The organism is Paenibacillus sp. Y930 (genome assembly GCF_056786375.1).
The window spans coordinates 105,994-131,024 of the sequence record NZ_JBXCIX010000006.1 but is presented as its reverse complement, the minus strand read 5'-3'; the positions used below and the strand labels follow the sequence as shown (position 1 = coordinate 131,024).

The 25,031-nt window shown below is 34.9% G+C and carries 22 protein-coding genes and 4 pseudogenes; 5 read left to right on the top strand and 21 right to left on the bottom strand.

Annotated features, from left to right (window positions below; translation table 11 throughout):
• Positions 1–35: 35 nt before the first annotated feature.
• The 9 genes and pseudogenes from AC1TO5_RS17375 to AC1TO5_RS17335 all read right to left on the bottom strand — a co-directional run.
• Complete coding sequence (locus tag AC1TO5_RS17375) at positions 36–797, bottom strand: IclR family transcriptional regulator (RefSeq protein ID WP_482064101.1); 762 nt, start codon at positions 795–797, stop codon at positions 36–38.
• A gap of 197 nt (positions 798–994) precedes the next feature.
• A pseudogene (locus AC1TO5_RS17370) lies at positions 995–1,108 on the bottom strand (vitamin B12 dependent-methionine synthase activation domain-containing protein); the annotation flags it as partial.
• Positions 1,109–2,043: 935 nt separating this feature from the next.
• Positions 2,044–2,367, bottom strand: coding sequence for a pyrophosphohydrolase domain-containing protein (locus tag AC1TO5_RS17365; RefSeq protein ID WP_482064100.1), 324 nt, complete (start codon positions 2,365–2,367; stop codon positions 2,044–2,046).
• On the bottom strand, positions 2,364–3,224 hold the full coding sequence (locus AC1TO5_RS17360; protein ID WP_482064099.1) for an HNH endonuclease: 861 nt from the start codon (positions 3,222–3,224) through the stop codon (positions 2,364–2,366). Before AC1TO5_RS17360 ends, AC1TO5_RS17365 begins: the two co-directional genes overlap by 4 nt.
• Positions 3,225–3,519: 295 nt before the next feature.
• Positions 3,520–3,750, bottom strand: coding sequence for a hypothetical protein (locus tag AC1TO5_RS17355; protein WP_482064098.1), 231 nt, complete (start codon positions 3,748–3,750; stop codon positions 3,520–3,522).
• 463 nt (positions 3,751–4,213) lie between these two features.
• Complete coding sequence (locus tag AC1TO5_RS17350; protein ID WP_482064097.1) at positions 4,214–4,450, bottom strand: hypothetical protein; 237 nt, start codon at positions 4,448–4,450, stop codon at positions 4,214–4,216.
• Between the two features lie 20 nt (positions 4,451–4,470).
• Entirely contained in the window at positions 4,471–5,247 is a 777-nt protein-coding gene (locus tag AC1TO5_RS17345; RefSeq protein ID WP_482064096.1) for an HNH endonuclease, read from the bottom strand.
• A gap of 232 nt (positions 5,248–5,479) precedes the next feature.
• Positions 5,480–6,058 (bottom strand): hypothetical protein, encoded by a 579-nt coding sequence (locus AC1TO5_RS17340; RefSeq protein WP_482064095.1) that lies wholly within the window; start codon positions 6,056–6,058, stop codon positions 5,480–5,482.
• A 100-nt stretch (positions 6,059–6,158) separates the two neighbouring features.
• Positions 6,159–6,590: pseudogene (locus tag AC1TO5_RS17335) on the bottom strand (recombinase family protein); the annotation flags it as partial.
• Positions 6,591–6,686: 96 nt separating this feature from the next.
• Between AC1TO5_RS17335 and AC1TO5_RS17330 the strand changes: the two are divergent.
• Positions 6,687–7,466: pseudogene (locus AC1TO5_RS17330) on the top strand (DUF4393 domain-containing protein).
• A gap of 150 nt (positions 7,467–7,616) precedes the next feature.
• On the opposite strand, the gene AC1TO5_RS17325 reads toward AC1TO5_RS17330, so the two are convergent.
• The 8 genes and pseudogenes from AC1TO5_RS17325 to metH all read right to left on the bottom strand — a co-directional run bounded on the left by AC1TO5_RS17325 (position 7,617) and on the right by metH (position 19,795).
• Complete coding sequence (locus tag AC1TO5_RS17325) at positions 7,617–8,489, bottom strand: tyrosine-type recombinase/integrase (protein WP_482064094.1); 873 nt, start codon at positions 8,487–8,489, stop codon at positions 7,617–7,619.
• Between the two features lie 832 nt (positions 8,490–9,321).
• Positions 9,322–10,236: an STM4504/CBY_0614 family protein gene (locus tag AC1TO5_RS17320; RefSeq protein ID WP_482064093.1), complete on the bottom strand. Its 915-nt coding sequence runs from the start codon at positions 10,234–10,236 to the stop codon at positions 9,322–9,324.
• Positions 10,237–10,381: 145 nt separating this feature from the next.
• Positions 10,382–11,383: a Rha family transcriptional regulator gene (locus tag AC1TO5_RS17315; RefSeq protein ID WP_482064092.1), complete on the bottom strand. Its 1,002-nt coding sequence runs from the start codon at positions 11,381–11,383 to the stop codon at positions 10,382–10,384.
• 345 nt (positions 11,384–11,728) lie between these two features.
• Positions 11,729–13,198, bottom strand: coding sequence for a helicase-related protein (locus AC1TO5_RS17310; RefSeq protein ID WP_482064091.1), 1,470 nt, complete (start codon positions 13,196–13,198; stop codon positions 11,729–11,731).
• Between the two features lie 582 nt (positions 13,199–13,780).
• Positions 13,781–14,692, bottom strand: a complete 912-nt coding sequence (locus tag AC1TO5_RS17305) for a tyrosine-type recombinase/integrase (protein WP_482064090.1) — start codon at positions 14,690–14,692, stop codon at positions 13,781–13,783.
• Positions 14,693–14,859: 167 nt separating this feature from the next.
• Positions 14,860–14,958: pseudogene (locus AC1TO5_RS17300) on the bottom strand (TCP-1/cpn60 chaperonin family protein); the annotation flags it as partial.
• A 307-nt stretch (positions 14,959–15,265) separates the two neighbouring features.
• On the bottom strand, positions 15,266–16,231 hold the full coding sequence (locus tag AC1TO5_RS17295; protein WP_482064089.1) for a tyrosine-type recombinase/integrase: 966 nt from the start codon (positions 16,229–16,231) through the stop codon (positions 15,266–15,268).
• Positions 16,232–16,414: 183 nt separating this feature from the next.
• The gene (gene metH / locus AC1TO5_RS17290) at positions 16,415–19,795 is read right to left on the bottom strand and encodes a methionine synthase (protein WP_482064200.1); all 3,381 of its coding nucleotides are present in this window, start codon (positions 19,793–19,795) and stop codon (positions 16,415–16,417) included.
• 206 nt (positions 19,796–20,001) lie between these two features.
• On the opposite strand from metH, the gene AC1TO5_RS17285 reads away from it, so the two are divergent.
• The 3 genes from AC1TO5_RS17285 to AC1TO5_RS17275 all read left to right on the top strand — a co-directional run bounded on the left by AC1TO5_RS17285 (position 20,002) and on the right by AC1TO5_RS17275 (position 21,729).
• Positions 20,002–20,541, top strand: coding sequence for a 1,2-dihydroxy-3-keto-5-methylthiopentene dioxygenase (locus AC1TO5_RS17285; protein ID WP_482064088.1), 540 nt, complete (start codon positions 20,002–20,004; stop codon positions 20,539–20,541).
• Positions 20,542–20,842: 301 nt separating this feature from the next.
• Positions 20,843–21,271: a hypothetical protein gene (locus AC1TO5_RS17280; protein WP_482064087.1), complete on the top strand. Its 429-nt coding sequence runs from the start codon at positions 20,843–20,845 to the stop codon at positions 21,269–21,271.
• 35 nt (positions 21,272–21,306) lie between these two features.
• Positions 21,307–21,729 carry a hypothetical protein gene (locus AC1TO5_RS17275; RefSeq protein WP_482064086.1) on the top strand — a complete coding sequence of 141 codons (423 nt, stop codon included), beginning with the start codon at positions 21,307–21,309 and terminating at the stop codon, positions 21,727–21,729.
• 76 nt (positions 21,730–21,805) lie between these two features.
• Here AC1TO5_RS17275 and AC1TO5_RS17270 read toward each other — a convergent pair whose 3' ends face one another.
• From AC1TO5_RS17270 to AC1TO5_RS17255, 4 genes are all read right to left on the bottom strand, one after another.
• The gene (locus AC1TO5_RS17270) at positions 21,806–22,588 is read right to left on the bottom strand and encodes an HAD family hydrolase (protein ID WP_482064085.1); all 783 of its coding nucleotides are present in this window, start codon (positions 22,586–22,588) and stop codon (positions 21,806–21,808) included.
• An 86-nt stretch (positions 22,589–22,674) separates the two neighbouring features.
• On the bottom strand, positions 22,675–23,184 hold the full coding sequence (locus AC1TO5_RS17265; RefSeq protein ID WP_482064084.1) for a hypothetical protein: 510 nt from the start codon (positions 23,182–23,184) through the stop codon (positions 22,675–22,677).
• A gap of 34 nt (positions 23,185–23,218) precedes the next feature.
• Positions 23,219–23,425, bottom strand: coding sequence for a DUF896 domain-containing protein (locus AC1TO5_RS17260; RefSeq protein ID WP_482064083.1), 207 nt, complete (start codon positions 23,423–23,425; stop codon positions 23,219–23,221).
• A gap of 167 nt (positions 23,426–23,592) precedes the next feature.
• A complete protein-coding gene (locus AC1TO5_RS17255) occupies positions 23,593–23,982 on the bottom strand; it encodes a LysM peptidoglycan-binding domain-containing protein (RefSeq protein WP_482064082.1) in 390 nt (129 codons plus the stop codon).
• Positions 23,983–24,147: 165 nt separating this feature from the next.
• Here AC1TO5_RS17255 and lexA point away from each other — a divergent pair, with 165 nt between their 5' ends.
• Positions 24,148–24,777 (top strand): transcriptional repressor LexA, encoded by a 630-nt coding sequence (lexA, locus tag AC1TO5_RS17250; RefSeq protein WP_482064081.1) that lies wholly within the window; start codon positions 24,148–24,150, stop codon positions 24,775–24,777.
• The last annotated feature ends 254 nt before the right edge of the window (positions 24,778–25,031 follow it).

Below are 25,031 nucleotides of genomic sequence, written 5' to 3'. Positions count from 1 at the left end.
TAAGATTAGCTAGCGAATATAACATCATCATAGAATTAATTGCCGCCGTATCCGATTCTCTTGGAGATTTCCATAGAAGCTTTCTGCAATAACTGAATATATGCTAACAACTCTTGTTCATCAACTAAAGCCACCAATGAAGATAGACTCATCGCAGCAATAATATGTTGTTGATGATTAAATATTGGTACTGCTGCACATCTGACACCCGCTTCATTCTCTTCGTTATCAATCGCATAACCAAACTGAAAGACGTTGTTCAATTCCGCTGCAAAATCATTACTATTCGTAATAGTACGCTCTGTTCTTCCTTCAAATGTCAAAGTAGATAATAGCCTGTTGCGATCATTCTCATCTTGAAAAGCAAGGAGTACTTTACCTGATGCACTTGTATAAAGCGGAACTCTTCTTCCAATTCGCGAATATCGTATTGCAGCTTTTTCTCCCTCTACCTTATCAATGTATATCCCTTCATTACCTTCCAATGTAACCAGATGCGTCGTCTGTCCGGTAAGCATTGATAGTTCCCTTAGATAAGGCCGCACAAAATCTCTCAAATCCAGATGGTTAAGAAACAATTGTCCCTTCTCTACAAAGCGTATGCCTAAGCGGTATTTACCTAGTTCAGTATCCTGCTCAATATAGCCATGCAGTTGAAGCGTTTTCAAAAGTGAATGCACTGTACTTTTGTGAAGATTCATTCTTTGGCTAATTTCTGTTATTTTCAATTCCATATGCTGCTCATCAAATAAATCGATAATTTTCAGAGCTCGATCAATCGCCTGAATAATTGGCATTTTGAGAAAATCCAACTCCTCTATCATTTGTTCTACATTATAAAACACTGTTCTGTAAAGTACACTGAGATATTAGCAAACAATTAAATATATGTCTATGGTTTTACAAAAATATCTCTCACCAATAAAAAAACCGTCACTATCAGAGCATAATCTCTGTAATAGTGACGGTTCTATTTATCCTTTTATTAACTATATTAAGCTTTATCCACATTGAAATACTGCGCTTCAGGATGAGCAAACACCATTGCTGATACAGAAGCTTCAGGCTCCATCATAAATTCTTCCGTAAGCAACATTCCAATATCTTCATGAAACCCTTGATATTACGCCATTTCTTTTATTTGATTATCCAAATTATATCAACAACAGATGGCTTTATCAAGGTTCATATCATTAATGGTACGAGAAGTTCTGACGAGTTACTGAACAGAAATCCAGAACCTATTGTGAGCATTTCCTTACCTAACTCAATCTTAATCTTATAAATCACACAAAAAAGAGCCAAACAAATTAAGTTGGCTCCTTTATCATTAGTCTTTATTTCTATTTCAGTATACTACTATATACTCATGTAGAGATTCTTATAAGCTACTACAGCTTCAGTTGTCAAGAACATAGCTGCAACAGATGCTGCGTGATAGCTCAAACCCCTTGTTATATCTACGTTTCATTCACAATTATTAGGCAACTACCGCTTCTCAATAATTTTCAATACTCTTCATTATAAAGTAGTGGTAGCTAGTTGTGAAGTAGTATTCAAGAACAATTAAAAAATTACTTACATTTTTAGGGGGAAGACTAATATGATCTACAAAAGATGTATTATTGAGATGAGTAGGACTTAGGTTCACCCCACCGCCTATGTTTTTTCTTTCTCACTGCTGAACTTAATAACAAATAAAAAATATAACACTATTGAAATAAAATAGGTATACACAGCAAATTCTCCCTCAGTCTTATTGAAAAAATTCAACAGTTCATAAATAACTAAAAAAAATGAAATCATACTAACTAGAAACAAAAATAGAATAGTAATTGCAATGTATCTCGGGGTAGTATCCTTTTCAAAATTACCACTATTTTTTTTTGAATATTTAATGTTTATCTTCCTTAGCAAGGGTAATGTCATCATACTTACTAAAATGTATACTATAAACATAGTCTCACCCCATATGAAATTATTAACGTAAAAACTCCTTAATTTATACATTTTGTAGTCTCAGTAGTTCTATGTTAGAACAAATTATTCATTAACATTAATTAAAAAGACCTTATCCCTAAATCCACCACGCTTTTCGTTCTTAGCTTTGACTATCTCAAGAAACTGTTCTTCACTAACACCTTTAGCTGATACTAATGAACTCAACACCTCATACAAATCTGCTAGTTCTTCTATCAGCTCATCATCACTCTTAGCTCCATGAACTTCATTCATTTCCTCTACAAGCTTGTCCTTTAGAGCTTGCTCATAGGCTACATCATCCAGTATCTTTACTACACATGTCTTCCCACTAGCTTCAATGATTTGAGGTATCTTATCACGTACTAACTTGTTATAAACAATCATAGCTTCAAGCTCCTTATAAATGTTTTATAAAATGTATCTGTCATCGGATTATAGCCACGAATCCCTTCCCATGTAGCTCCACCTAGAACAACCTTTACATCCTCATACACCTTCAAGATGTTCTTTCTTCTTGCTATTGGTGTCTTACCAAGCTTTTCAACAAGCTTGTTTGATATGGGATGTTTGCTAGAAATAAAGTTTTCGTTCCTTGCAATCAATTTCTCCACATAAACCATGCTTGGCAAGTAATCACTCTTTTGGAGATTGCAAAATTCATGAGACAATACCAAATTCCAAATCTCATCATGATAGACAACTTGTCTAGGTATTACATGATCCACATGAATCTTCCCTTCTATCTGTTCACCGCAACAGAAACAAACACCGTTCTGATAGCCATTAAGCACGGGAATCGTATGTGTGATGCTCTTTCTATCATAGCCACTCTCTAGGTAGATACGTCTAATATCATTGCTCATACTCGCCTCTGAATGTCTCATTTCAAAAGCTGATTCTAACAAGTCCCATCTTGATTGTAATTCCTCTGTTAGTGACTCACTCTCTTTACCCTTGAATACCTCAAATAGAGAGTCTTTAATGACCAATCCATCTTTACCCGCTTCATAGAATGAAATCGGTAGATCAATACCATTAACAGTATGAAACCTTGGTATCACATCATTAAAAGCTTCTAGCTTGACTTTAGTGATAGCTTCATCTCTATCTAGCTTACTTAAATTATATAAATCAACAATACGCTCCATTGCCGTTCTTCTGCCCTGAATACTCATTTGAGGCATATTGTTTTTCAAGCGTTCATGGTATAGATTAAAAAAAGCTTCGGCTAACATGTCCATAGACACAAAATCCTTGTCCATTGTTGAGAAGTTGATTAGAGCTTGTCAAAGAGCAATCTTATATGTAGCTGTATTCAGTCCATAGAGAATTACAGCTCTCCAATAGTCCTTCTCATCAAATCTCTTATCACTCACTCTTATCACCTCAATTCTATATGAACAATATATAAAACAATAACTGTTTCTAATTTTAGGTTAATTATACAACAATAAAGAAAAAAGGCACTAGTAGATGGTTATCCACTTATGCCTTAGGTTTGAGACCATTCTTTAATAACTGTTAACAACATGAAATTCATTCCTTTTTATCCGCACCAAACACTTCTTCAAAGGTGTATACTTCACCTCTAGCGAGTTCTTCTTCACCTTGCTCTATTTGTGCCTTTTCATCCTCAGTCAGTTCTTCATCATCGAACTCAACTACTTCAAAGAATCTGATTTTTTGTAGCTGAAGTTTAACTTCACTTAAACTCTCATCTGTTATCTCGTCAAGAAGTTTGTGTAGTTTTTCTCTAAGTTCTTTCATGCTTTTGACCTCTTTTCATTTAGATAATTGACTCTAATAAATCTCTTAGTTCTCAGACATTTCTATCATTATATTCCCAAGAACATGCAACATATTATCTTTTCAGTTCGCTCCATGATTCAAACTAATTCGTGTGTATGTATGAGGGTGGCTACTAGACAAGGAGTTACCAACTTAATTGCTATAAACTAGGGGGCTACCTATCAATTATCTCGCATCCTCTTTAAAGCTCTCAGTGACGTTCTCACAGAGCTTGTCAAGTTCCTAAGTTAGATATGAACAGTGACTCAGAGTCGATCTCAGGACATATATCAACCTCTCAGCCCGCTTCAAGTTTGATTATTATCTCCACACTAAAACAGTTTTTCCACCTGTAATTTCAAACTAAAAAGAGCGTACCCAAAAACTTAATATTCTTCTCGTTTACTTCAATTGCATGATAGTAACCTTCGCTAATAGTAGATCATGTTTTATCTTCCAATATTCCACCCTTGCCAAACACTTGCTCAAAGGTGTAATACTCTCCACTAGCAAATTCTCTCTCAGCTTTTTCAATTTGCTCTAGCTCTTCTTTTGTAGGTGTGACTGTTGGAATCATGCTTTCAAATCTGATTCTTTCTAGTTCATGTTTGACTTCGTATAATACTTCATCAGGTATTGCATCAATCAACTCATGTATCTCATCTCTAATTGATTTCATGGATTCACCCTCTTTATTATTCATGGTCTGGAAATATTAATTGATATTAAGTCTTTAATTTCATCAATACTAAGAACATTATCTCGTCTTCTATGTACCATTCTATGGCAATTTGCACATAAGGGAACTAAATCAGTTTCAGGATTCACTTCCACTGCTTCTTCGATAGTACTCAAAGGCTTAATATGATGTACTTCTATAAAGTCTTTACCACGATCACCATATACCTTCTCAAAGTTAAATCCGCAAGAATAACAATTCAGTCCATGCTTTTTTATCGCTAATCTCCTATTGTTAGAATCACGTTCATAGCGTTTGCCATAATAGTATTTCACATTTCCTTCTAATCCAAAACCATCCTCTGTTTGTTCAGCTTCAAGGTCGTCAAAAATGGACTTAATTAAAGAAGACTCTACTGTATTTTTGTTAGAAAATTCTTTATTATTTCTATAAAAAGTTTTTAAGTCTAAACTTAATTGTAACTTCGAACATTCGAACCATGGATTATCGTTAGGTTTACCTTTTATTGTTCTATAGGGACTATAGTGTACCATTGTGACACTTTTATTTTCAATCACTAGAGGATCATATATAAGAAGCCACTCAAAAGAATGATACTTGGCTTTTTTTAATCTATGAACATTTGTTTCAAATATTATCTTATGATTCTTTAATATTCTCACTAGATAATTTCCATATCTTTTTGAAAATGTAATAATATAATATTTAGTTTCTGGAGTACTACCAAAAACATATTCTTTGCTTGAACACCTGTGTTCAAACTCTTGTAGTAACATAAGATACTCCTTTCATAGCTATCTACTATATACAGAAATTTATTACTTACATATTCTAATTCAGCTAAATAAAAGAATGATTTTACACCTTGATTTGATTTTCAAAAGCGGTACTAAGACCTTTACGTCTCAATGCTTCTCGACACTATTTCTATTTTTAAAACCATATTAGTTGAAAATCAAGTGACCTCGAACTGATTTCAAACCATATCATCTAGTTATTAAATAACGCTTATTCTAATTCATTTATCTTTTGGCGTACTTCACCTTCTAATCGTGTAGCCATATCTAACTTCACTTTATTCATATTAGTAGAAGTAAACTTCAATGTAATCCAAATGTTTACTAATAGCATTTTAATCTTATGGTTTGTAGACAGTTTTTCTTTGTACAATAGCTCTTTCATTTTCACATCAGTCTTATGGTTGTCTAATACTAACCCAGAAGCTCCATCTATCAATTGTTTATAAAACTCCTCATCTCCTTTGGTATCAATTTTATGGGCAAACTCATTTCTAATTAAATTCAGCTTTGTAAGCACATCATATAACTTATTATCAATCATACTTAGCTTATAAATAATATCTAGCTTTGTTTTGAATCTATTGTTATGAATACCTATAGCATCTAAATTCAATTCGTTTAACATCGTATTTAATTCTCGCTCGATGTACAAATGAACTCTTAATATGACTTGAAGGAGGCTTTCATTTCTTACTTCTTCTAAAACTCGCTCTTTATCACCTGTAGCATTGCTTAGGTTTTCATTGCCCATCTCAAGAGCTTTATAATACATATCTAATCGTTGCAATCTCTACACCCCTTTTCCATTTATACCTATATTATACTGTACTCAGCTAATCCACAAAAAGGAACATATCAACACTGACATGCACCTGCTCTCAAAATCCTTAAACTTCCTGTGCTAACTTCTTAGCTTTTCGCTTCTTAGCTTCACGCTTCAAAGTACTCATACTGATTGTTGTACCTCTACGATTCATCTCTCTCTCAACTTGAGCAAATGACATTGTTTCGAGAAGCTTCATAGCTTCATCTAGTTGATACTGAGTGTACTTCTTAGGTCTACCTTCCTTATAGTCAGCATTTTGCTTGGCTATTGCTTTACCTTCCTGTGTTCGCTCAACAATCATGTTACGTTCCATTTCAGCTACAGCTACAGCTACAGCTAAAAGTGTGGTCAGAAAGAATCTCCCCATGCTTGTATTCTCTAATAAGCCTACATTGAGAACATGAACCTTTACACCCTTCTCAAAAGGTTTCTCAATCAATTATATGCCCTCTTTAGTGTTACGAGCTAGACGGTCTAGCTTAGTTACAACAAGCTTCTAATCCACTCCCAGCTTGTTCACAGGTCAAAATAAAACTGCAATTTTACCTATTTTTGTTAACATGGTATAGTAGGAAGAAATTACATAGAAATGGGTGATTTTATGTTAGAAGAAAGCAAGATAATAGCTGAATTAATACCTGAACCTACAAAAAAAGAATTACTTAACCCTTCCGCAAATCTTGTTGGACAAGCATTAAGAGGTGTACTTCATGTTGTGTTAGACCCATTTGTCAAATTAAACATAGTTAGAGATCAGACATTAGAAGATTTCAAACAAAGTATTATTTCTAAGAATGAGAATATACCTATTGAAAATAGAGATGATAGCAAAATAAATCTAGCACTTAAAGCAATTGAAGATGCAAAGTTTCAACTTGATTCAGAAGAGCTTAGAGAAATGTTTGCTAACTTAATTTCATCTTCACTAGATTCAAGAAAAAATCATCTTGTTCTACCATAATTTTCTTCAATTTTAAGAGATTTATCATCAGAAGATGCTCAAACCCTAATATGTTTTTCTCCTAATATTGGCATACCTATAGTTGATATTAGATTTACAGATGAAAATGATTCTTTAGGTTTAGCTCAAGCAGAGCATATACTTCTTGCTCCTAATGGTACTATCCACCGCCCTATTTCTATCAACTCACTAGAGCGTCTAGGTTTAATCGAACTTAACCAAAATAAACTCAGATCTTCATCGAATATCGCTAAATATGAATCTTTTAAATCAAGTGATATATACAATCATTTTCATTCAAATCTACCTATTACTACAGATGAATTTACTTTGACAAAAATTAAGGTCGTTGAAAAAAGTGTGGCACTAACATCTTTAGGATTAAGTTTCATTAAAACAGTATTGTAATACTTATATATGTTCATTACTTGTAAATCAAGTAATTATTGTTTCAGTAATTTACTTTTCAGTGACGAACATATATTTGATTAATTCAGGTAGTACATGTCTGAAATCTATAGAACACATATAGGTTCAACTCCAATTATTAATCGTTGTCTACAGATATTTCTTCACCTTGCCACCATCGACTGATAAATAGTGCTTATTGATGGTTTCAAGGTTCTTATGTCCACTTTGTTCTGCTATGGTTGCTAGGTCTGCACCTGCTTTGTGCATGGCTGAAATCTGCGTTTTTCTAAGAGTGTAGGGTGCATACCCAAGCCATTTGTGAATCAACTTTCTATAAGCTGTATCAGATATTTTCTTGCTTTTATATTGTTTGTGTCTGTTCACTTCACCGACTAAGTAACTTTCAGAAGTAAGATTGTATACCTTCATATAGTCCTTGATAGCATTGAGTACTTCAAGTGTTAGGTGCTTAGTTTTCCATTCCGTCTGTTTCTTCATGTAAATTTCAACTGTTCCATGCTCAAAATCAATGTCACCAATTGTCACTAGCACCATTTCAGACGGTCTACAAGCGGTAATCAGATTGAATAAGCAAATGGCTTTAGCTCTCACATCAAGATTACGAATCAATGTTAGAACTTCTTCTTTTGGCTTTGCTGATTGTCCTTTAACTTGCTTCTGTTTGGAATACTTTTCATCATTGTACTTTTGTCTTAATAGTGCAATACGTTTGCCTTGTTCTGCTGATTCAGTTTGACCTAGTACATTGATTAGGAAGTGTTTAATGCTTGCGGTTCGTCTATTGAATGTATTGAGTTTTAGACCACTATCAACGGTATGTTTCAGATATGCTTCAAGTGTATCAAATGAGATATTCAATCCGTTTTGTTGTGCAAACTTTACGAATCTATCATAGTCACCTTGATACATGGCTGACTTCTTTTCAATTTGCTCGTTTATATCATCATTAACTCCACGTTTCGCTATAAGCTGATTCAAGTTGATTACTTTTTCTTCCATTTTGTCACGACCTTAGATATGTATTTGATGAAATAAGTATACCGTTCCTAGGTTACGAAAAGCAATGTTTTCGTAACCTGATAATAGTTCTCAATTGTATTTTAGGTAGTATCTCATGACTATTGATGCACTCCTACTCGATACTCTCACTCGTATCACTCCGATAAAACAGGGGTTTCCATCCATCAAGACATGAACGCTGTTCTAATAGTCGAAACTGATTCAGTAAGTAAGATTCACTTTGTTCTAGGAAAAAAAAATAACCCACTTCAAATTGAATAGAAGTGGGCAAACTCTATCGTATCGTGTGGTGGTAACAGGGGTTGATAGTTGTGTCACTACATGGATAATTCTTTTAATAAATTGGCTATGTTAAATCTTAATCTTGATTTTCAACCTAAAGAAAACCGCTGACGTTAGCTTAATTTGTTACACCTACATAGTTGTAGATACCAATCACGAACATTAAGAGCATTAAGACCACGAACACAATTACAATAGTTAAGATAAACTTTAATGCGTTTGATACCTTAGGTTTGTTTTGGACTTGATTCTCAAGTGAAGATATACGGTTTTTTAGTTCTTGAATCTCCATTTCATTATCCATTAGCAATCCCCCTTATCAATACTACATATGATGCACCTATTCAATACCGTATATTGAAAAAGTTTTGTATATTATCATATACGTAAAAATATGGATAATGTTTCAAATTCTATGATAACTATTTCTAGGTTCTTCTTGAACTAATTCGCATGTTAGTTCAATGAACAAAAACATCAATAACATCTAAAAGAGCCAATAAATTTAAAATAGTAGTAACTAAATTTTTTATCGGAGTTCTTTATATCTATCTACTAGAAATACTATGTTGGTTGCACATAGATTCAACGTATACTTAACTATTGATTCATCTACATTAAGTACCTCGTCTCCCTGACCATGACCACCATTTTTGTTTCTCAAAACATGAGTGCTATTTTCTAGTGCTTGTTTTAGACCTTGAAAGTGACTTTTCATGTATGACGGAATAAATTCATTATCAAACAAATGACTAATTAGCTTGTTAGCAGTATCTCGTTGTGCATCATATTGATAACTACACTTTGCACATATTGTTTTCATTACACTTTCAAATGCATTTCCAGCATTTACAATAGATTCTTTGTAGTCGCCTTGTTTATAAAGCTCATGAGCTTTAAGAAATTCATCTGAAACCGTTCTAAAATCATTATCATGTAGTAGCTTAATAGCATTTTTCACTATCTCATTATGTATGTATTGATTATCAATACGGACAAGCTGCCCCTCTATAACTTCGTATCCAATCGAGTTCTGACGTAGTCTATAATTGAGCAATTCTATTTTTTTATTAATATTATTCGATTTATATTTGTTACTAGCGGAATCTCTAGTATATATTACTTTAGCAAAGTAGTTGATCTGGCTATAAAAGTAATTCGATATGTAATCTAAACAATCTAAATACTTAATGTTGTCACACTTCAACATATAACTATACACATCTTGAAATTTTTGTCCTTCTACATTAAATTCTAGACTTCCAAACTCTTCAAGAATACCTTTGTTTAATGTGTTCAACATTTGACTTTCACCTATTATTTTGAAAATATCCATCAATATCCAGTGTATTTGTATTCTGCATTTTTCTGATATTACCTCATATTCATATACATCATTTACTATGGGATTGTTACGTTCAGAATATAACTTAAAAAATTCCATTACCATCACCTCGTTTACATTTTATAACAAAACATTACAATACGCCACAATCTTAGTTAATGCACTGTTAGATTACTAAATAAGCTCTAATTGACTCTATTAGATTGCTACTACTGTTTTTGTAAGCTAACTCCTCAAATTCAATCTATTGAGCTTTGCTACACGCATCCTTATACTCAATCATCTTAACTTTTTCCTGAACAACTTCCTCTAATAGAACTTTCTCTTGCTGTTCTTCAATCCATTGTTTAGCACGTTTGATTGGGTCGTCTATCATGTATGAAGCTACTGCAATAGAAGGTGATTGTGATTTCAATTGGTTCTCCATAAGGTTGAATTGTTCGATATATCCAATCTTAAATTGCATTGCTTTCTTTCCTGTGAATCCCATAGCCAATAGTGTGAAGCCATCTCGATTCATGTAGAAAGTTCGTCTTGGTCTACCATAACTATCAGCAGTTTCAGCTTCATAGAACATAGGTCGAGATTTCGGCACATCTATTATCATCTTATCTATTGCTTCTAAAACGTGTTTATGTTGCTTTCCAAAAGTCTCAGCAACCTGTAATGAACTTGTTACTGCTTGATTGTTCTGAACAACGATAATCTCATTAGAATCCGTATTAACCTTTGTCTCTACTACAACTTCATCAAATGATGAATCAATCAATTCATCAATAACCGACTTAGTATTAACTACTCTAGGTGGAATCTTACTCACCGATTCAACTAGATCATCAATCCAATCACCTGTTGCATGACTACCATAAGACTTAGGTTGACGATTTCTCTTATGCTTCTTAGTTTCTATAAGTTCAACACCACTAATCAACTGTCGGACTCTATCAGCCACTATTGAACCCTCTAGCATGAAACCTAGTAATAACACTGTTCTCTTAGGATATAGGTTACTGATACCGTTTGCGATACCTAATTCAACTTTCATTTGAAGCCACTCACTAACTCCATCAACTAATGAAGATAGACCATCTTTAAGCTCCTGATGCCTAGTGTATCTGATTCCTGCTCTGTTAATCTCATATCCATTGTGGAGCTTTAGATTGTTGATTGTAACAGTCTCTACTCCATAGAACTCGGCTACCTGTTTAGTTGTTGAGAATCTAGTTAGTGGTATTACTTTTATCATACCTACTTGATTTAGAACATCAGTTCTATGTAGATGTTGTTCTCTGAGTGATGGATTGGCGATTCACACATACAAAAAAGCACACCAACAATGTGATGTGCTGAAATAGTACTTATGTATCTTCTCTATTAGTCAGATTACAACATAAAGTTCAAAACTTTGCTAACGCATGATGACCTGCATTATATAAACATGGCTACTGTCGCTATCGCTCCTTCCGCTCATGTTCACATAATGACAGCGCATCATTTGTTGGTGTCATTTCGTTACCGAAATGCCCCCTGTTCACATACACCCATTCACAATTAAGACAGATTAGACCATAACCTATATATAGCTTATAGCTCAATTTGTCTCAATGGGAATCAACTTCCATAACCATACCTGTTTTCTCCTTCCAATTTCATCTGTAATGTACTTCTTAAGCTCTTCAAACTTATAATCAAAACTCAAACACACTAATTCCTCATTAGCATGTTCACGACTTTTTATAATCTTTTTTGATTTTCTATTCTTGAGCTTCAACAGTTTTATGAAATCCTTAGCTTCACTAACTGTAAACTCAGAACCTACATATTGTTCCAGCAAAGCCTTTCTCTCATTCTTAATGGTGGTAACGTCGCTTATTGATACTTTATTTTTATAATTAAGTAAAGACTTCACCGCTTTAAGATGACCATTAGGTTCCAGAACATAATTTTCATACCTCTTTAAGTTTATTGCTGACTTCACATATCTTAAGTTATTGAACTTCGTCTCTTTTGTTACTGGATCAAAATAAAGAAATCTACCTTGATCAATTAACTTTCTCTTATTTGATGTTTTTACCCCATGGTAAACCTGACCAAATTCAACTTTTGGCTTTTCTTTTGAAATAAAGCCACCTAACTGTTGATTAGTATAATGTCGAAACAATACTCCTATGCTCTTCTCTTCATCTTCATAGAATCGTTTTCTTCCAAGGCATTGTATGAAAGTGTCAGTATCGAGCATATCAATAATAATGTGCTTTACATCCTTATCGTATATGTTAACACCAACATCTAACGCTGCTGTTGCTACTAAAAACAAAGTATCGAATCTTTCATCTTCAGTTATACTTTTCACTCTATCTTTATTCATGGATTCGTTGTACTTACTATCTACTCCACAAACAAAAGTCGTATCATTTTCATACTCACGAAAAATCTCATATGCAAGGTCATCTCTTTGGATAAAAATCATCGTCTTATTATTATTTTTGAAAAGCCACTCTATTCTTTTCTTTAACTCTTCAAACGATTGATAAGCTGACAAGTAACTTATAAAGCTATAATCTTTTTCCATTGAATACTTGAACAGACGTCTTTCAGCAAAGAACTTTTCGAGATAGTCAATAATCAACTTTCCTGTTGCACTTAGGAATAATGTTATAGCATGATTAGCTGACATTATATATTCCAATGTAATATCAGTGTAGTCATTAAACCCTGCATCATTTGTGAAATAATGAGATTCATCGCATACAATATATTTATATGAATACAGATAAGAATTGATTGGAATATTATTATAAAATTCTCCTATACCCTGATACATTACTACCTCGACGTTTCTTATACCTTCTTTTTGTAATTCTTCTTCTATCTGTTCCTTTAATTTCACCCTAGGAACAAGATAAAGAATCAAGTCATTGGTTTCTTTTGCATACTTAGATAATACCTGTTGTACAAAATAGCTTTTTCCACTTCCTGTACCACTAGCTATACTTACTAAATCTCCTGATTTCCAATCCTTATACTCTTCTTTAATTACGTCTGTCATCGTCATTTTCATTTTCTTTTCTCCTATCAGTTATTTATCCCTTAGAGAAAAGCTAAATTATTGGATTTGAAATAGAAGAGGGGCATGATAATGAAACTATGTAGAAGAGGCTTATACTAAATTTGCAATACAACATACTAACAAACTTAGTTTCATTGAAGTAAAAAGACACCTTAAACTAGAATTAACTAGTCTAAAGTGTCTATATTCAGAGGAATTATTGTTGATATTGAACTCTTAACAATACGTCAATGAAATAATAGACAACTCTAGCGTAGTTCAACACCTCTCCTGTAGACAAAGCAAATAAGCCCTTCTTAAGGAAAAGATTGATTTATATTTTCTACACTAGGCACACTCTAAAATAGAGTACAGTTTTGCTGTATGTGCCTAAAATTTCATTTAATCATAATCAAGATTTCCATTATAACACATATATAATAATAACAAAATACCTTTTCCAGAAAATATTCAAGAAGTTAAAGTTACTCTTTTGCCTTCTCATTCTACTAATAAATCTTCAAGTAAACAAATAAAGCTTGAGGACATATTAATCCTCAAGCTCCAATAGTTTAGAATCTTCTAAGCTTATAACTAAATCTCAAACATATTCAGAGGATTGTGTTTCTCATTTTCCCCTCTAAGCTCAGAACCCCACATAGCCACGTACCGCATTGTTGTAGACACATCTGAATGTCTCATTAGCTTCTGAATTGCAAAGGCTGACATACCACTCATAGCAAGTCTATGACAGAATGTATGTCTGAACGTATGGGGGCTTACTCTTACATCCTTGAAGTTCATATGCTGTCTTAGGTTATCGAATAACTGTGAGATTGAAAAATCAGTCATTGGTGCGTTATCACGATTCAAGAACACATAATCATTCTCATGACCAAAATGATGTACGCAAAATGAACGATATACCATTAGTTCCTTTGAAAGCTTCTCAGTTAGAAAGACAGTTTCATATTGTCTGCTCTTACCATACACGTTCATTGTTAAGTTCTTTATATCAACATCAGACCATTTGAGCATGACTGCTTCTTTCCTTCTAATTCCTGTTGATAGCAATGTAATGATTAACAAATATCCTCTATACGAGAAATATGATTGTTCCTTCCTACGCAATCCTCTGTAATAAGCTAACATTTGTCTTATATGTTCGTCTGTGAACACATCAATCTTCACATCAACACGTTGCATCTTCACCTTCTTAGCTATGTTTTCCTTAACAACCTTCTCCTCAACTAAGAAGTTGTAAAAAGCTCTGATTCGCATAATCTTCGTGTTAATCGTGTTCGGCTTGTTTCCCTTCTCTTGGCACATCAATAGATAATCCTTGATATGAGACTGTGTTACATGTTCTACGTTCAATACTCCTCTAGCCACACAATAATCAACAAACGGTTGCAAAAGCTGATTATAGTTCTTGATGTTCACTGCTGTTGTGTTCTTGAATCTTCTGTCAGTAATAAACTCCTCATAAGCAAATTTAAGCAACAAAAAAACTACCACCTCTCATAGATTTTTGAAATCATGAGAAGTGGTAGTCGTTATGCGAATTAATTGTGAACCACACTACTTCACAAAGTGAAAAGTGAGAACATAGATTCAAGGACACGAATAGGAGAAGCTATAAGCCTCTACAAAGCTCGAAAGCCTTGTCAGTCCTACATCATGCCGCCCATGCCACCCATACCGCCCATATCAGGCATGCTTGGTTTATTCGGCTCAGGTTTTTCAGCGATTACAGCTTCCGTTGTCAAGAACTTCTAAGGTGATTTAGAAGTTCTCTGAGTATCAGCGTTCTTACAAAGCTCCTTCAAACATTGGTTTAGAAAGAGTTCGTCCTCGATTTCATCATTAAACTTATGCTTGAACCTTTTAATCTTAAGCTCTTCAAATCTAAGCATATATCAACTCATAACCTTGCTGATATAGATTAGACGTCCCTTATAGCCTTTAGCATGTGTCAAAACATTAGCACTTGATTACAACTCATTCTTGATATTGCATAGCTCAGATACACGTACAGGCGCTTCAAATAGCATTGTCATTATCAACTTGTCTCTAACATTACATCTTGGTTTTTCTTTTCTTAGATTCCTCCAAGGCATTAACAAGTGAATATTTATCATGCAAATCATGAACAGTGCTATCTAATACATGCGAGTATCTTTGTGTAATCGTAATATCTGAATGCCCCAGAATTTTTTGCAATACTCTAATATTCCCAGTCTCCTTTAAGAAAAATGCACTAGCAGAATGTCTAAAAATATGAGGATGCACTCGCTTGGATATTCCCGCTCGTTTCGCATATTCTTTCATCTTAGTAGACACCTCTCTCCCGCTTCTCTCAAGTGGTTTCCCATTCCAAGACTGAAAAAGGTGATCACCTCCAAACTCTTCAATTTCAATTAACAATTTCTTCAAAAGCATAGCGGTTTTATTTGAGAATGGAACCGACCTTATTTTCCGTTGCTTAGTTTTTCTAAAGGTTATTATTTGAGCTTCAAAATCAATATCTTCTTTGGTAATTGATAATGTTTCCCCTATTCTACCAAACGTATCAATTAACACGTGGGTAAATACATAATCACGAAATTCTGTATACTTGTCTAAGTTCATAACTTTCAAGAAAGCATCTATTTCCTCGATTGTTAAAAAATCTATTTTCTTCTCATCAGTCTTTAAGTATTTCGTATTTTTGAAGATATGATTGCACAAACCTTCTTCCTTTAGAATTTTGAATGAACCTTTTGCATTGTTTAAGTAACTATTAACTGTTCCGCTCTGAAGTCCTCGAGTTATCAAATAATACATAAAACCTTTCGCATCTTGTTCAGTCAATACTCTAATATTTTCAATCTTGTTTGCAATTAAGAAACTTTCCAAATGTCTGAAAAATTTCCTGTAATTCCGTATAGTCCCCTCTCTTGAACCTTCTAGTTCTTTATTTCTAATTACAATTGCCTTCACTTCATCTAAGGTAACAACGTCTAATCCAATTTTTTTTTGTGATACCTTACGTTTTCTAGTCAAAATAAAAACCTTCCCTTCATCTGATTGTTAATCAAATAAAAGAAAGGTTTATATCAATTAGCGTAGGTTAAGGTTACATATACGTTATCCATCAAATTCTACAGATGGCTTCATCTGAGAAAAACATGAATAACATAGATTTCCGATAAACTTACTAGACCTTTTCAGAAACCCTTGTAAACATTAAGCTTTATCCACATTGAAGTACTGCGCTTCAGGATGAGCAAAGACCATTGCTGATACAGAAGCTTCTGGCTCCATCATAAATTCTTCCGTAAGCAACATTCCAATATCCTCAGGCTTCATTAATTCAAATAACGGGCCTTGATCATCAAGATTAGGACATGCTGGATAACCGAATGACACTCGAATTCCTTGATAACGCGCACCGAAGCGTTTTTTCATCGTCATATCAAGCGGATCTGGATAACCCCAAATATCACGCATCATATGATGAACCTTCTCAGCAAGACCTTCTGCCGTTTCAAGCGCACACGCCTGTACTGCATGTGATTTCAAGTAGTCCCCTTTATCCTTCCATGCAGCAGAAATATCGGTAATTCCTTTACCCGCTGTAACGACGATAAATCCTACATAGTCCATGATTCCACTTTCAACCGATTTCAGGAAATCTGCAAGACATAAATACGGCTCAACTTGCTGACGCGGGAATGTAAACCTTTTAATTTCCTTACTATGGTCTTCAGGATCGTAAATAATAACATCATTGCCAGAGCCCTGGGCAGGGAAGAAACGATACATTCCGTTCGCTTCTAAGAAGCCTTCTTCGATTCCTTGAGCAAAAATGCTGTCTACCGTTTCCTTCAGCTGAGTTGTTCTGTTATCACCCGTTTCAAGTAGCTTATCGACTTGTCCCTTAACACCAAGATGATGTCCAAGCAGCATTTGCATATTTACATATGGCAATACTTGATTGATCGGAATATTACGCAATATATGACGATCTGTATCTGGTGGAATAAAGACTGGTGTATCTTGTGAAATATGAGATCTCACTGCTCTAGTCATTGTAGGTAATTTCTTTTCCGTCTCAACTTCATTTGCAAGCGCCTCGCGAATTTGCACAAACTCTTCTTCAACGACAGCACGTAATTCTGGCGTCGTCAATTTATTAGCAATATCGAGCCCATCCATCGCATCTTTGGCATAAATAACAAGCCCATCATATTCCGGTAATATACGTGTTCTTGTAAATTTGCGAGTTAATGCTGCACCACCAACCATAATCGGTGCTTCAATTCCAGCTGCACGTAAATCCTGTGCTGTAATGATCATCTGTTGCGCAGATTTCACCAATAAACCCGATAGACCAATAGCATCTGCCTTTTCTTCGCGGTATGCTTCAATAATGCGATCCGGCGGTACTTTAATACCTAGATTAATAATTTTGTAGCCATTATTAGATAGAATAATTTCAACTAAGTTTTTGCCGATATCATGCACATCACCTTTAACGGTAGCAAGAATGATTTTCCCCTTAATTGCAGATTCGGTTTTCTCCATAAATTGCTCAAGATGCGTCACGGAAGCCTTCATCACTTCCGCACTTTGCAATACTTCAGCAACAATAAGCTCATTGTTATTGAATAGTCTGCCGACTTCAGCCATACCTGCCATAAGTGGACCATTAATAATATCAAGTGGCAAATATTTCTCTCGAGCTAATTCAAGGTCAACAATTAGACCTTCCTTCGTGCCCTCAACGATATAAGATGATAGACGCTCCTCTAATGATAAATTAGAAAGCTTTTCAACCTTTTCGACCTTCTTATGACGGAATGCAGCTACAAACGCCGCTAACGTCTCATCATTCGTGTTGTATATTAATTGTTCAGCTAATTCACGCTCTTCCGCAGAGATTGAAGCATAGCGCTCTAGCTTTTCCGTATTAACAATCGCATAATCAAGTCCTGATTTCGTTGCATGATACAAGTAAACAGAGTTCAACACTTCACGACCAGCATCAGGCAATCCGAATGAGATGTTACTTAATCCAAGAATCGTCTTCGTACGTGGATATTTCTCCTTGATCATCCGAATACCTTCAAGTGTCTCGACAGCTGAACCAATATATTGCGGATCACCAGAACCAACTGGGAACATATTCGGGTCAAATATAATATCTTCTTCGTTCAAACCGTATTTATTCACAAGCAAATCATAAGCACGATCCGCAACTTCTAGCTTCGCTTCACGCGTTATAGCCTGTCCGCGTTCATCAATAAGAATCATAACAACCGCCGCGCCATAACGATGAATTAATGGTACGATCGCCTTGAATTTAATCTCACCATCTTCAAGGTTAATGGAGTTAATAATCGCTTTACCTTGAGAGTATTTCAGACCTAGTTCAATAATATGATCATATGTGGAATCAATCATAATTGGCGCTTTAATCTTCTTCATTACTTGCGGTAGGAAGTTATGAACGGCATACTCCTCATCAATATCCGTGTCCTGCAAGTTGATATCAATGACATGAGCACCATTCTTCACCTGTGCACGCGCGATTTCTGAAGCTTCGTCAAATTTTTCTTCTTTGATAAGTCGTTTGAATTTGCGAGAACCAGAAATGTTTGTACGCTCACCAATCATAATTGGGCGATTATCTGCTTCAATAAATACAGTATCGATCCCTGAGACAGCGTCAGAATGATCACCGGTTTGTGGACGAGGCTCATATTTGGCAAGAACTTTTACCAGTTCTTCGATATGTGCTGGCGTACTACCACAGCAACCACCTGCAATATTCAACCACCCTTGCTTCGCAAAATCTTCGATTTTATGAGCTAGTGATTGCGGTGTCTCATGATATAGACCATTTTCATCTGGCAATCCAGCGTTCGGATAACATGATACTGCAGTGCGAGCAATATCGCTTAAAGAACGAATATGATCACGCATGAATTCTGGACCTGTCGCACAGTTTAAGCCAATAGATATCGGTTTCAAATGCTCTAAAGAAATATAGAAGGACTCTATACTTTGTCCAGCTAACGTTGTTCCCATCGGCTCGATCGTTCCCGAGATCATTAGCGGCAATGTAATCCCTGTTGTTTCGAATGCTTGTCTAATACCTACACTAGCTGCCTTAACGTTAAGTGTATCCTGCGAAGTTTCAAGTAAAATAACATCTACGCCGCCTTCAATTAACGCAACAGTTTGCACATAGTAACTATCTATTAATGCATCAAACGTAACCCCTCCCGTTACAGAAAGAGTTTTCGTTGTTGGACCTAACGCGCCCGCAACAAAACGCGGTTTTTCTGGCGTACTATATTTGATAGCAGCATCCTTTGCTAGCTTTGCTGCTGCTAAATTAATTTCTCTTGCCTTATCTTGAATATCATAATCGGCTAGTACAACGCTTGTAGCGCCAAATGTATTCGTCTCAATAATATCAGCACCAGCGGCTAAATATTGCTCATGAATAGACTGAATGACATCCGGTCTCGTTAATACAAGCATCTCATTACAGCCATCTAATTCAGCGCCACCGAAGTCATCCTCAGTCAAATCAACCTGCTGAATCATCGTTCCCATTGCACCGTCTAATATAAGAATTCTCTTTTGAAGTTCTTCTTGAAGTTTGCTAATTAACAATTATATACACCCTTCCCAAAATCACTAACACAAATTTTATCAGAAATTCACCAAAGTTGAAAGGTAAATAATCGACAAGTACATCAATATCATTTATAATTATACGTATAAGAATTTAATTCCTATTGGAAAAGGTGGAATAATACATGGCTGAGATAAGAATTCGAAATACAGACGAACGTATTCAAGGAGAAGAAAACGTAGGCGCGTTCCTTGAACAACAAGGCGTAATCTATGAACATTGGGATGTTTCCAAGCTACGTGTTGGTCTACAAGAGAAGTTTGATCTTACTGATGAAGAGAAGCAAGAAATTCTTGCTACATTCGATGATGAAATCCGTGAAATTGCTGTTCGTCGTGGCTATCTAACTTGGGATGTTATTACATTATCAGAAGGTACTCCGAATCTTGAAGAATTGCTTAAAAAATTCGAGAACGTTCATACACATACTGAAGATGAAGTTCGTGCGATAACTGCTGGTAAAGGGATCTTTATTATTAAAGGTACTGAAGATGTTGGTTACTTCGATGTTGAACTAGAAGCTGGGGACTTGATTTCTGTTCCTGAGAACATCCCTCACTTCTTCACATTAATGGACAACAAAAAAATCGTAGCTATTCGCTTATTTATAGAAACAGAAGGCTGGATTGCACATTCTCATGATGATCCTGCGTTCCAAAAATAATCTCGCCATCATCAAGCTGGTTCTGTCATTTGGCAGGCCAGCTTTTTTATTGTTTAGCCCTCGTTATTAAGCAGTTATCCCTTCTCTTTCATTGTTCTTAGATGAATTCGCAACAGCAGTAACTAATTTAAATTTACAAAAATTAGCAACATTTCAAATCATTTATCCGTTATGTAGATATCAAGCCAATGGATGTTACTATTGAGGATTAAGTTTGTTTGCTCATAAGTAATGATGTCGATAAGTTTCAATGTACTGACACTTCGCGATGAATAAATATATTTTATACTGGAGGATAAATATGAAAAAGTGTATTGTCGCTTCATTACTATTATTGTTCATCATGTGTATTGTAGTTGCTTGTAACGAAAAAGAAGCATTGGATGCGCAAAACCCTTATGAAAACTTAAATCTTCACTTCAGTAAACCAGATGGGCAAAGCTACACCGTTTATAATAAAATGGAGGATATTAAAAATGTCGAAACTGTAATGAAAATTATACAAAATATCTCCTTTGAAAACCTATTAGTATCTATGTCTCAGTCTGCTGATTATAGAATTGATATTATCTATACTGATCCTACTATTTCATATGAACCAGTAACTTATGATATTTGGATTTCACCTAATAAGAATATATTAGTAGTAATTGTCGAAGGTCAGGCCAAGTATGGGAAAACTACAAAGAAAGACGGCAAAAAGTTACTTGCTATATTAGAAAATTCCTGACAATAACTTCAATATATAAAGTAGAACCAAAACAGTTGTATAAAGAGAATGACGCTGTATTCGTTGGGAAGGTTGTTGAACATTTTTACGAGGATGTTGGTTCGATTAATAAGAAAAGCAGAGTAACTTTTGAAGTGTCCTCAACATTAAAAGGGGACGAACTACACATCATTACATTAGTAACTCCTGCTGGAACAGTGTTGATTGAAGGTGATGAATATGTTGTTTATGCTTATGAAACTTCTAAAAAAAATTACTTATATAAATATGTAGCTGGTGAATTAGCAACCGATGATATTTGTGGCGGAACAAAACTTTTATCAGATGCTACTTACGATCTAGAGCAAATCAATGAACTCCAAAAAAATAAAAAAACAACTTATATGCTGCTAATAAGTGCTGTCATTCTAATCGCAACAGCAGTAACTATATGCATTAGAAAACGACGTAAACGTTGAATGAGTTACCCGCATAGATATTAAAAAGCATCCGAGCTACACAGATCTGCAGCTCAGATGCTTTTTCATTAAGTAATTAAGCTAACAATTCAAATAAGTCATTCAAGCTAGTAATTGTATGTGTAGGAATAATATCATCATTGCGGTCTATACCGTGGCGATTAATCCAGACAGAAGTCATTCCAACTGTATTAGCGCCAAGAATATCCGTAGTTAATTTGTCTCCAACCATTATGCAGTCTTCTGCTTCTAGTTCCAAACGGCTTAAAGCATGTTGGAATATCGAAGCTCTAGGTTTGCCTTCCCCAAATTCACCTGAAATAATAATATGATCGAAATAAGGAATAAGCTGCGGAACACCTGCCAGCTTTTCACGTTGTAAATCAGGTGAACCATTCGTTAGAAGTAATAATTTATATTGATCCTTCAATTGATCTAATACTGCAAATGTTTCTTCATAGACGATAGGACGACTTCTGCGCTCTGCTGGGAACATTTCGCCTAATTTCTCACCTAGCTCTGCATTATCAATACCAAGTGCTGCTAGACCCTTCGTCCAAGCATTCGTACGATAGGAAGGTACAAATTGTTGAAGTTGACGGAATTCCTGTTGTTCTCCTTCAGCAAAACGAGCCCAAAGTCCTTCAAACGGATTAATACCGATCATTTTTGTGAACGGGAAAGCGTCAAAAGCTTCATAGATCGCTCTAGCTTCTTGGCGAACTGATTGTTCTAGCGCCTCTGGATCAACTCCAGTTTCTGCTTGGGCAAATTCACATGTAACACGAAATGCTTCTTTCACACTGCGATCATCCCACAGTAACGTATCATCCAAATCAAAAAGTACTGCCTTCTTCACGTCGGTTTCTCCCCTTAAGTCATGTTACTATCCCTATTCAAATCTATTCATACAATTTTTCTTTACATAATTAATAATCACTAGCTCTACTCTGTAAATGTAATGTCATGTTTCTCAGCAAATTTCTTTAATGCTACCGACATATCTTGCAATGGGAAACGATTAAACAGCTTAGAGTATGTCCAACTACTTCCATGGTTGGGAACGATAATGACATATCCACTTTGGATTTTAATTTCTTTAATAGCAGCAGCAAATAACTGCTTGTCCCCCATCATTCTGCGAGATTGAACATAGTCTTTTCCTATTGTTAGGTATGGTTTGCGGAAATAGAACAATGCTGCAAGTAAGAAGTAACTCACAATCGTTATCCAATACATCGTATTGAATTTAAATGTAGGATCCATCAGCATTAAAAAGTTGTACATACCAATAAATAGAACAAGTACTGCAGGTAAAATGTAATTTCGACCAGTGAAACGAGTTTCTTGTTTCTTCTCAACATTCATAACTAAATTTCCAGCACCTGATTTCTTGCGTGCTTTATTAACAGTAGCCATATTTTTCTTAACTTTTCTCTCCCAAGAACGCGACAATATAAATCCCCCTCTGAACTATTTGAATGAATATTTAGTTTAATACTGTTTTATTGTCACCTTGGTCATCATCATCAACTATCTCAATATTATCAAGTTGTTGTCTCATATTAGATCTAAAGTTGAGAAGATATTTTTTACGTAATTCTTCACGTTCCTTTGTCTCATCAGCTGTTAAACCTTCTGACTTATTTTTACGTGATAGCTCATTAATACGAGCAATCAATTTCTCCATATCCATTTCTTCCACTCCCTTCTAGCTAGCAATCCCATAATGTTGACATGAATTTCAAGGAGATGCAACTTCACATATTTCTTTGATTTTAGAACAATAATTTCATTATAACAAAAAAGTCTATAAAGTTGCATCTTCTATCGATGAACTTTACAGACTAATATTCAAAATCATTATAATGAAGGTAATATTAATTGCTGACCAGGAGTAATAGTCGCATTTTCTAACTGATTACGATCTTTAATAAGATATACAATATAGCTAATATCTGAGGTATTACTATAATGATGCTTTGCAATATCCCAAAGTGTATCGCCAGCACCTACAGCGATAATCGTTTCACCATCCATCAGTGAATCACCATTTGTAGTCGAAGCTGTAGCACTGAACAAAAACGAACTCATTACAATAAGTGCAGTTAACGTAAGTATAAAAAACCCTTTACTGATCATCGATACCTTTGGTAGAGAAAACCGAACAGACTGCTTATGTACTTGAGTGTCTCTCTTACTGTTACTGGAACTTATATAACTGCGATATGCATATGGATTATACGTTGACATGAAAACCATCCCCCAAACGTTTGTTCTGTTTTTAGAATACACGAACAGACGTTCCGTGTCAATGGATTCCAATAAAAATACGAACATATATTCTTGAGAACTTATGTTTGTGCGAACTCGAGTTCTATGTTATAATTTGCCTAATAAAATGTGGAGATGATCTTGATGAAACAAATATCAAAGCGACAGCTATCTATATTAGATTTTATTAAGCAAGAAGTTAAAGATAAAGGTTATCCACCATCTGTTCGCGAAATTGCGGAAGCAGTTGGATTATTATCAAGTTCTACGGTTCATGGTCATTTGGATCGCCTAGAGAAAAAAGGATTTATTCGCCGTGATCCAACTAAGCCTCGTGCGATTGAAATTTTGGATCAAGATACAGTTGAAGAAGATAGTAATATCATTCCTTTTCCAGTTAAGCATATTCCTGTTATAGGTAAAGTTACTGCTGGTATACCGATTACCGCTACAGAGAACATTGAGGATTATTTCCCGCTATCTACTAATTTTGTTAGAGATAATAATGTGTTTATTTTAAATGTTGTCGGTGAAAGCATGATCGAAGCCGGAATACATAATGGAGATATGGTTATTGTTAGACAACAACAAACAGCTAACAATGGTGATATCGTTGTTGCTATGACTGAAGATGATGAAGCAACCGTCAAAACATTCTACCGCGAAAAAGATCATATTAGATTGCAACCAGAAAATTCTTCTATGGAGCCAATCCGATTGCAAAAAGTAACTATACTTGGTAAAGTAATCGGATTATTCCGTGATATGCATTGATTATCTAATTCTCATTGTATGCATACTTTAATAGACCATCAGTTACTATGTAACTGATGGTCTATTTTTATGGAATTGATTATATGAAAAGTTTTAGCTTATGCTTTCGATGCTACTTTTCATTTTTCAATGAAAAATATCGAGATGCTATGAAAAGTTTTAGCCCTTGCTTACGATGTAACTTTTCATCACAGCATGCCCTATCTAGAAGAATATGAAAAGTTTTGGCTTATGCTTTCGATGCTACTTTTCAT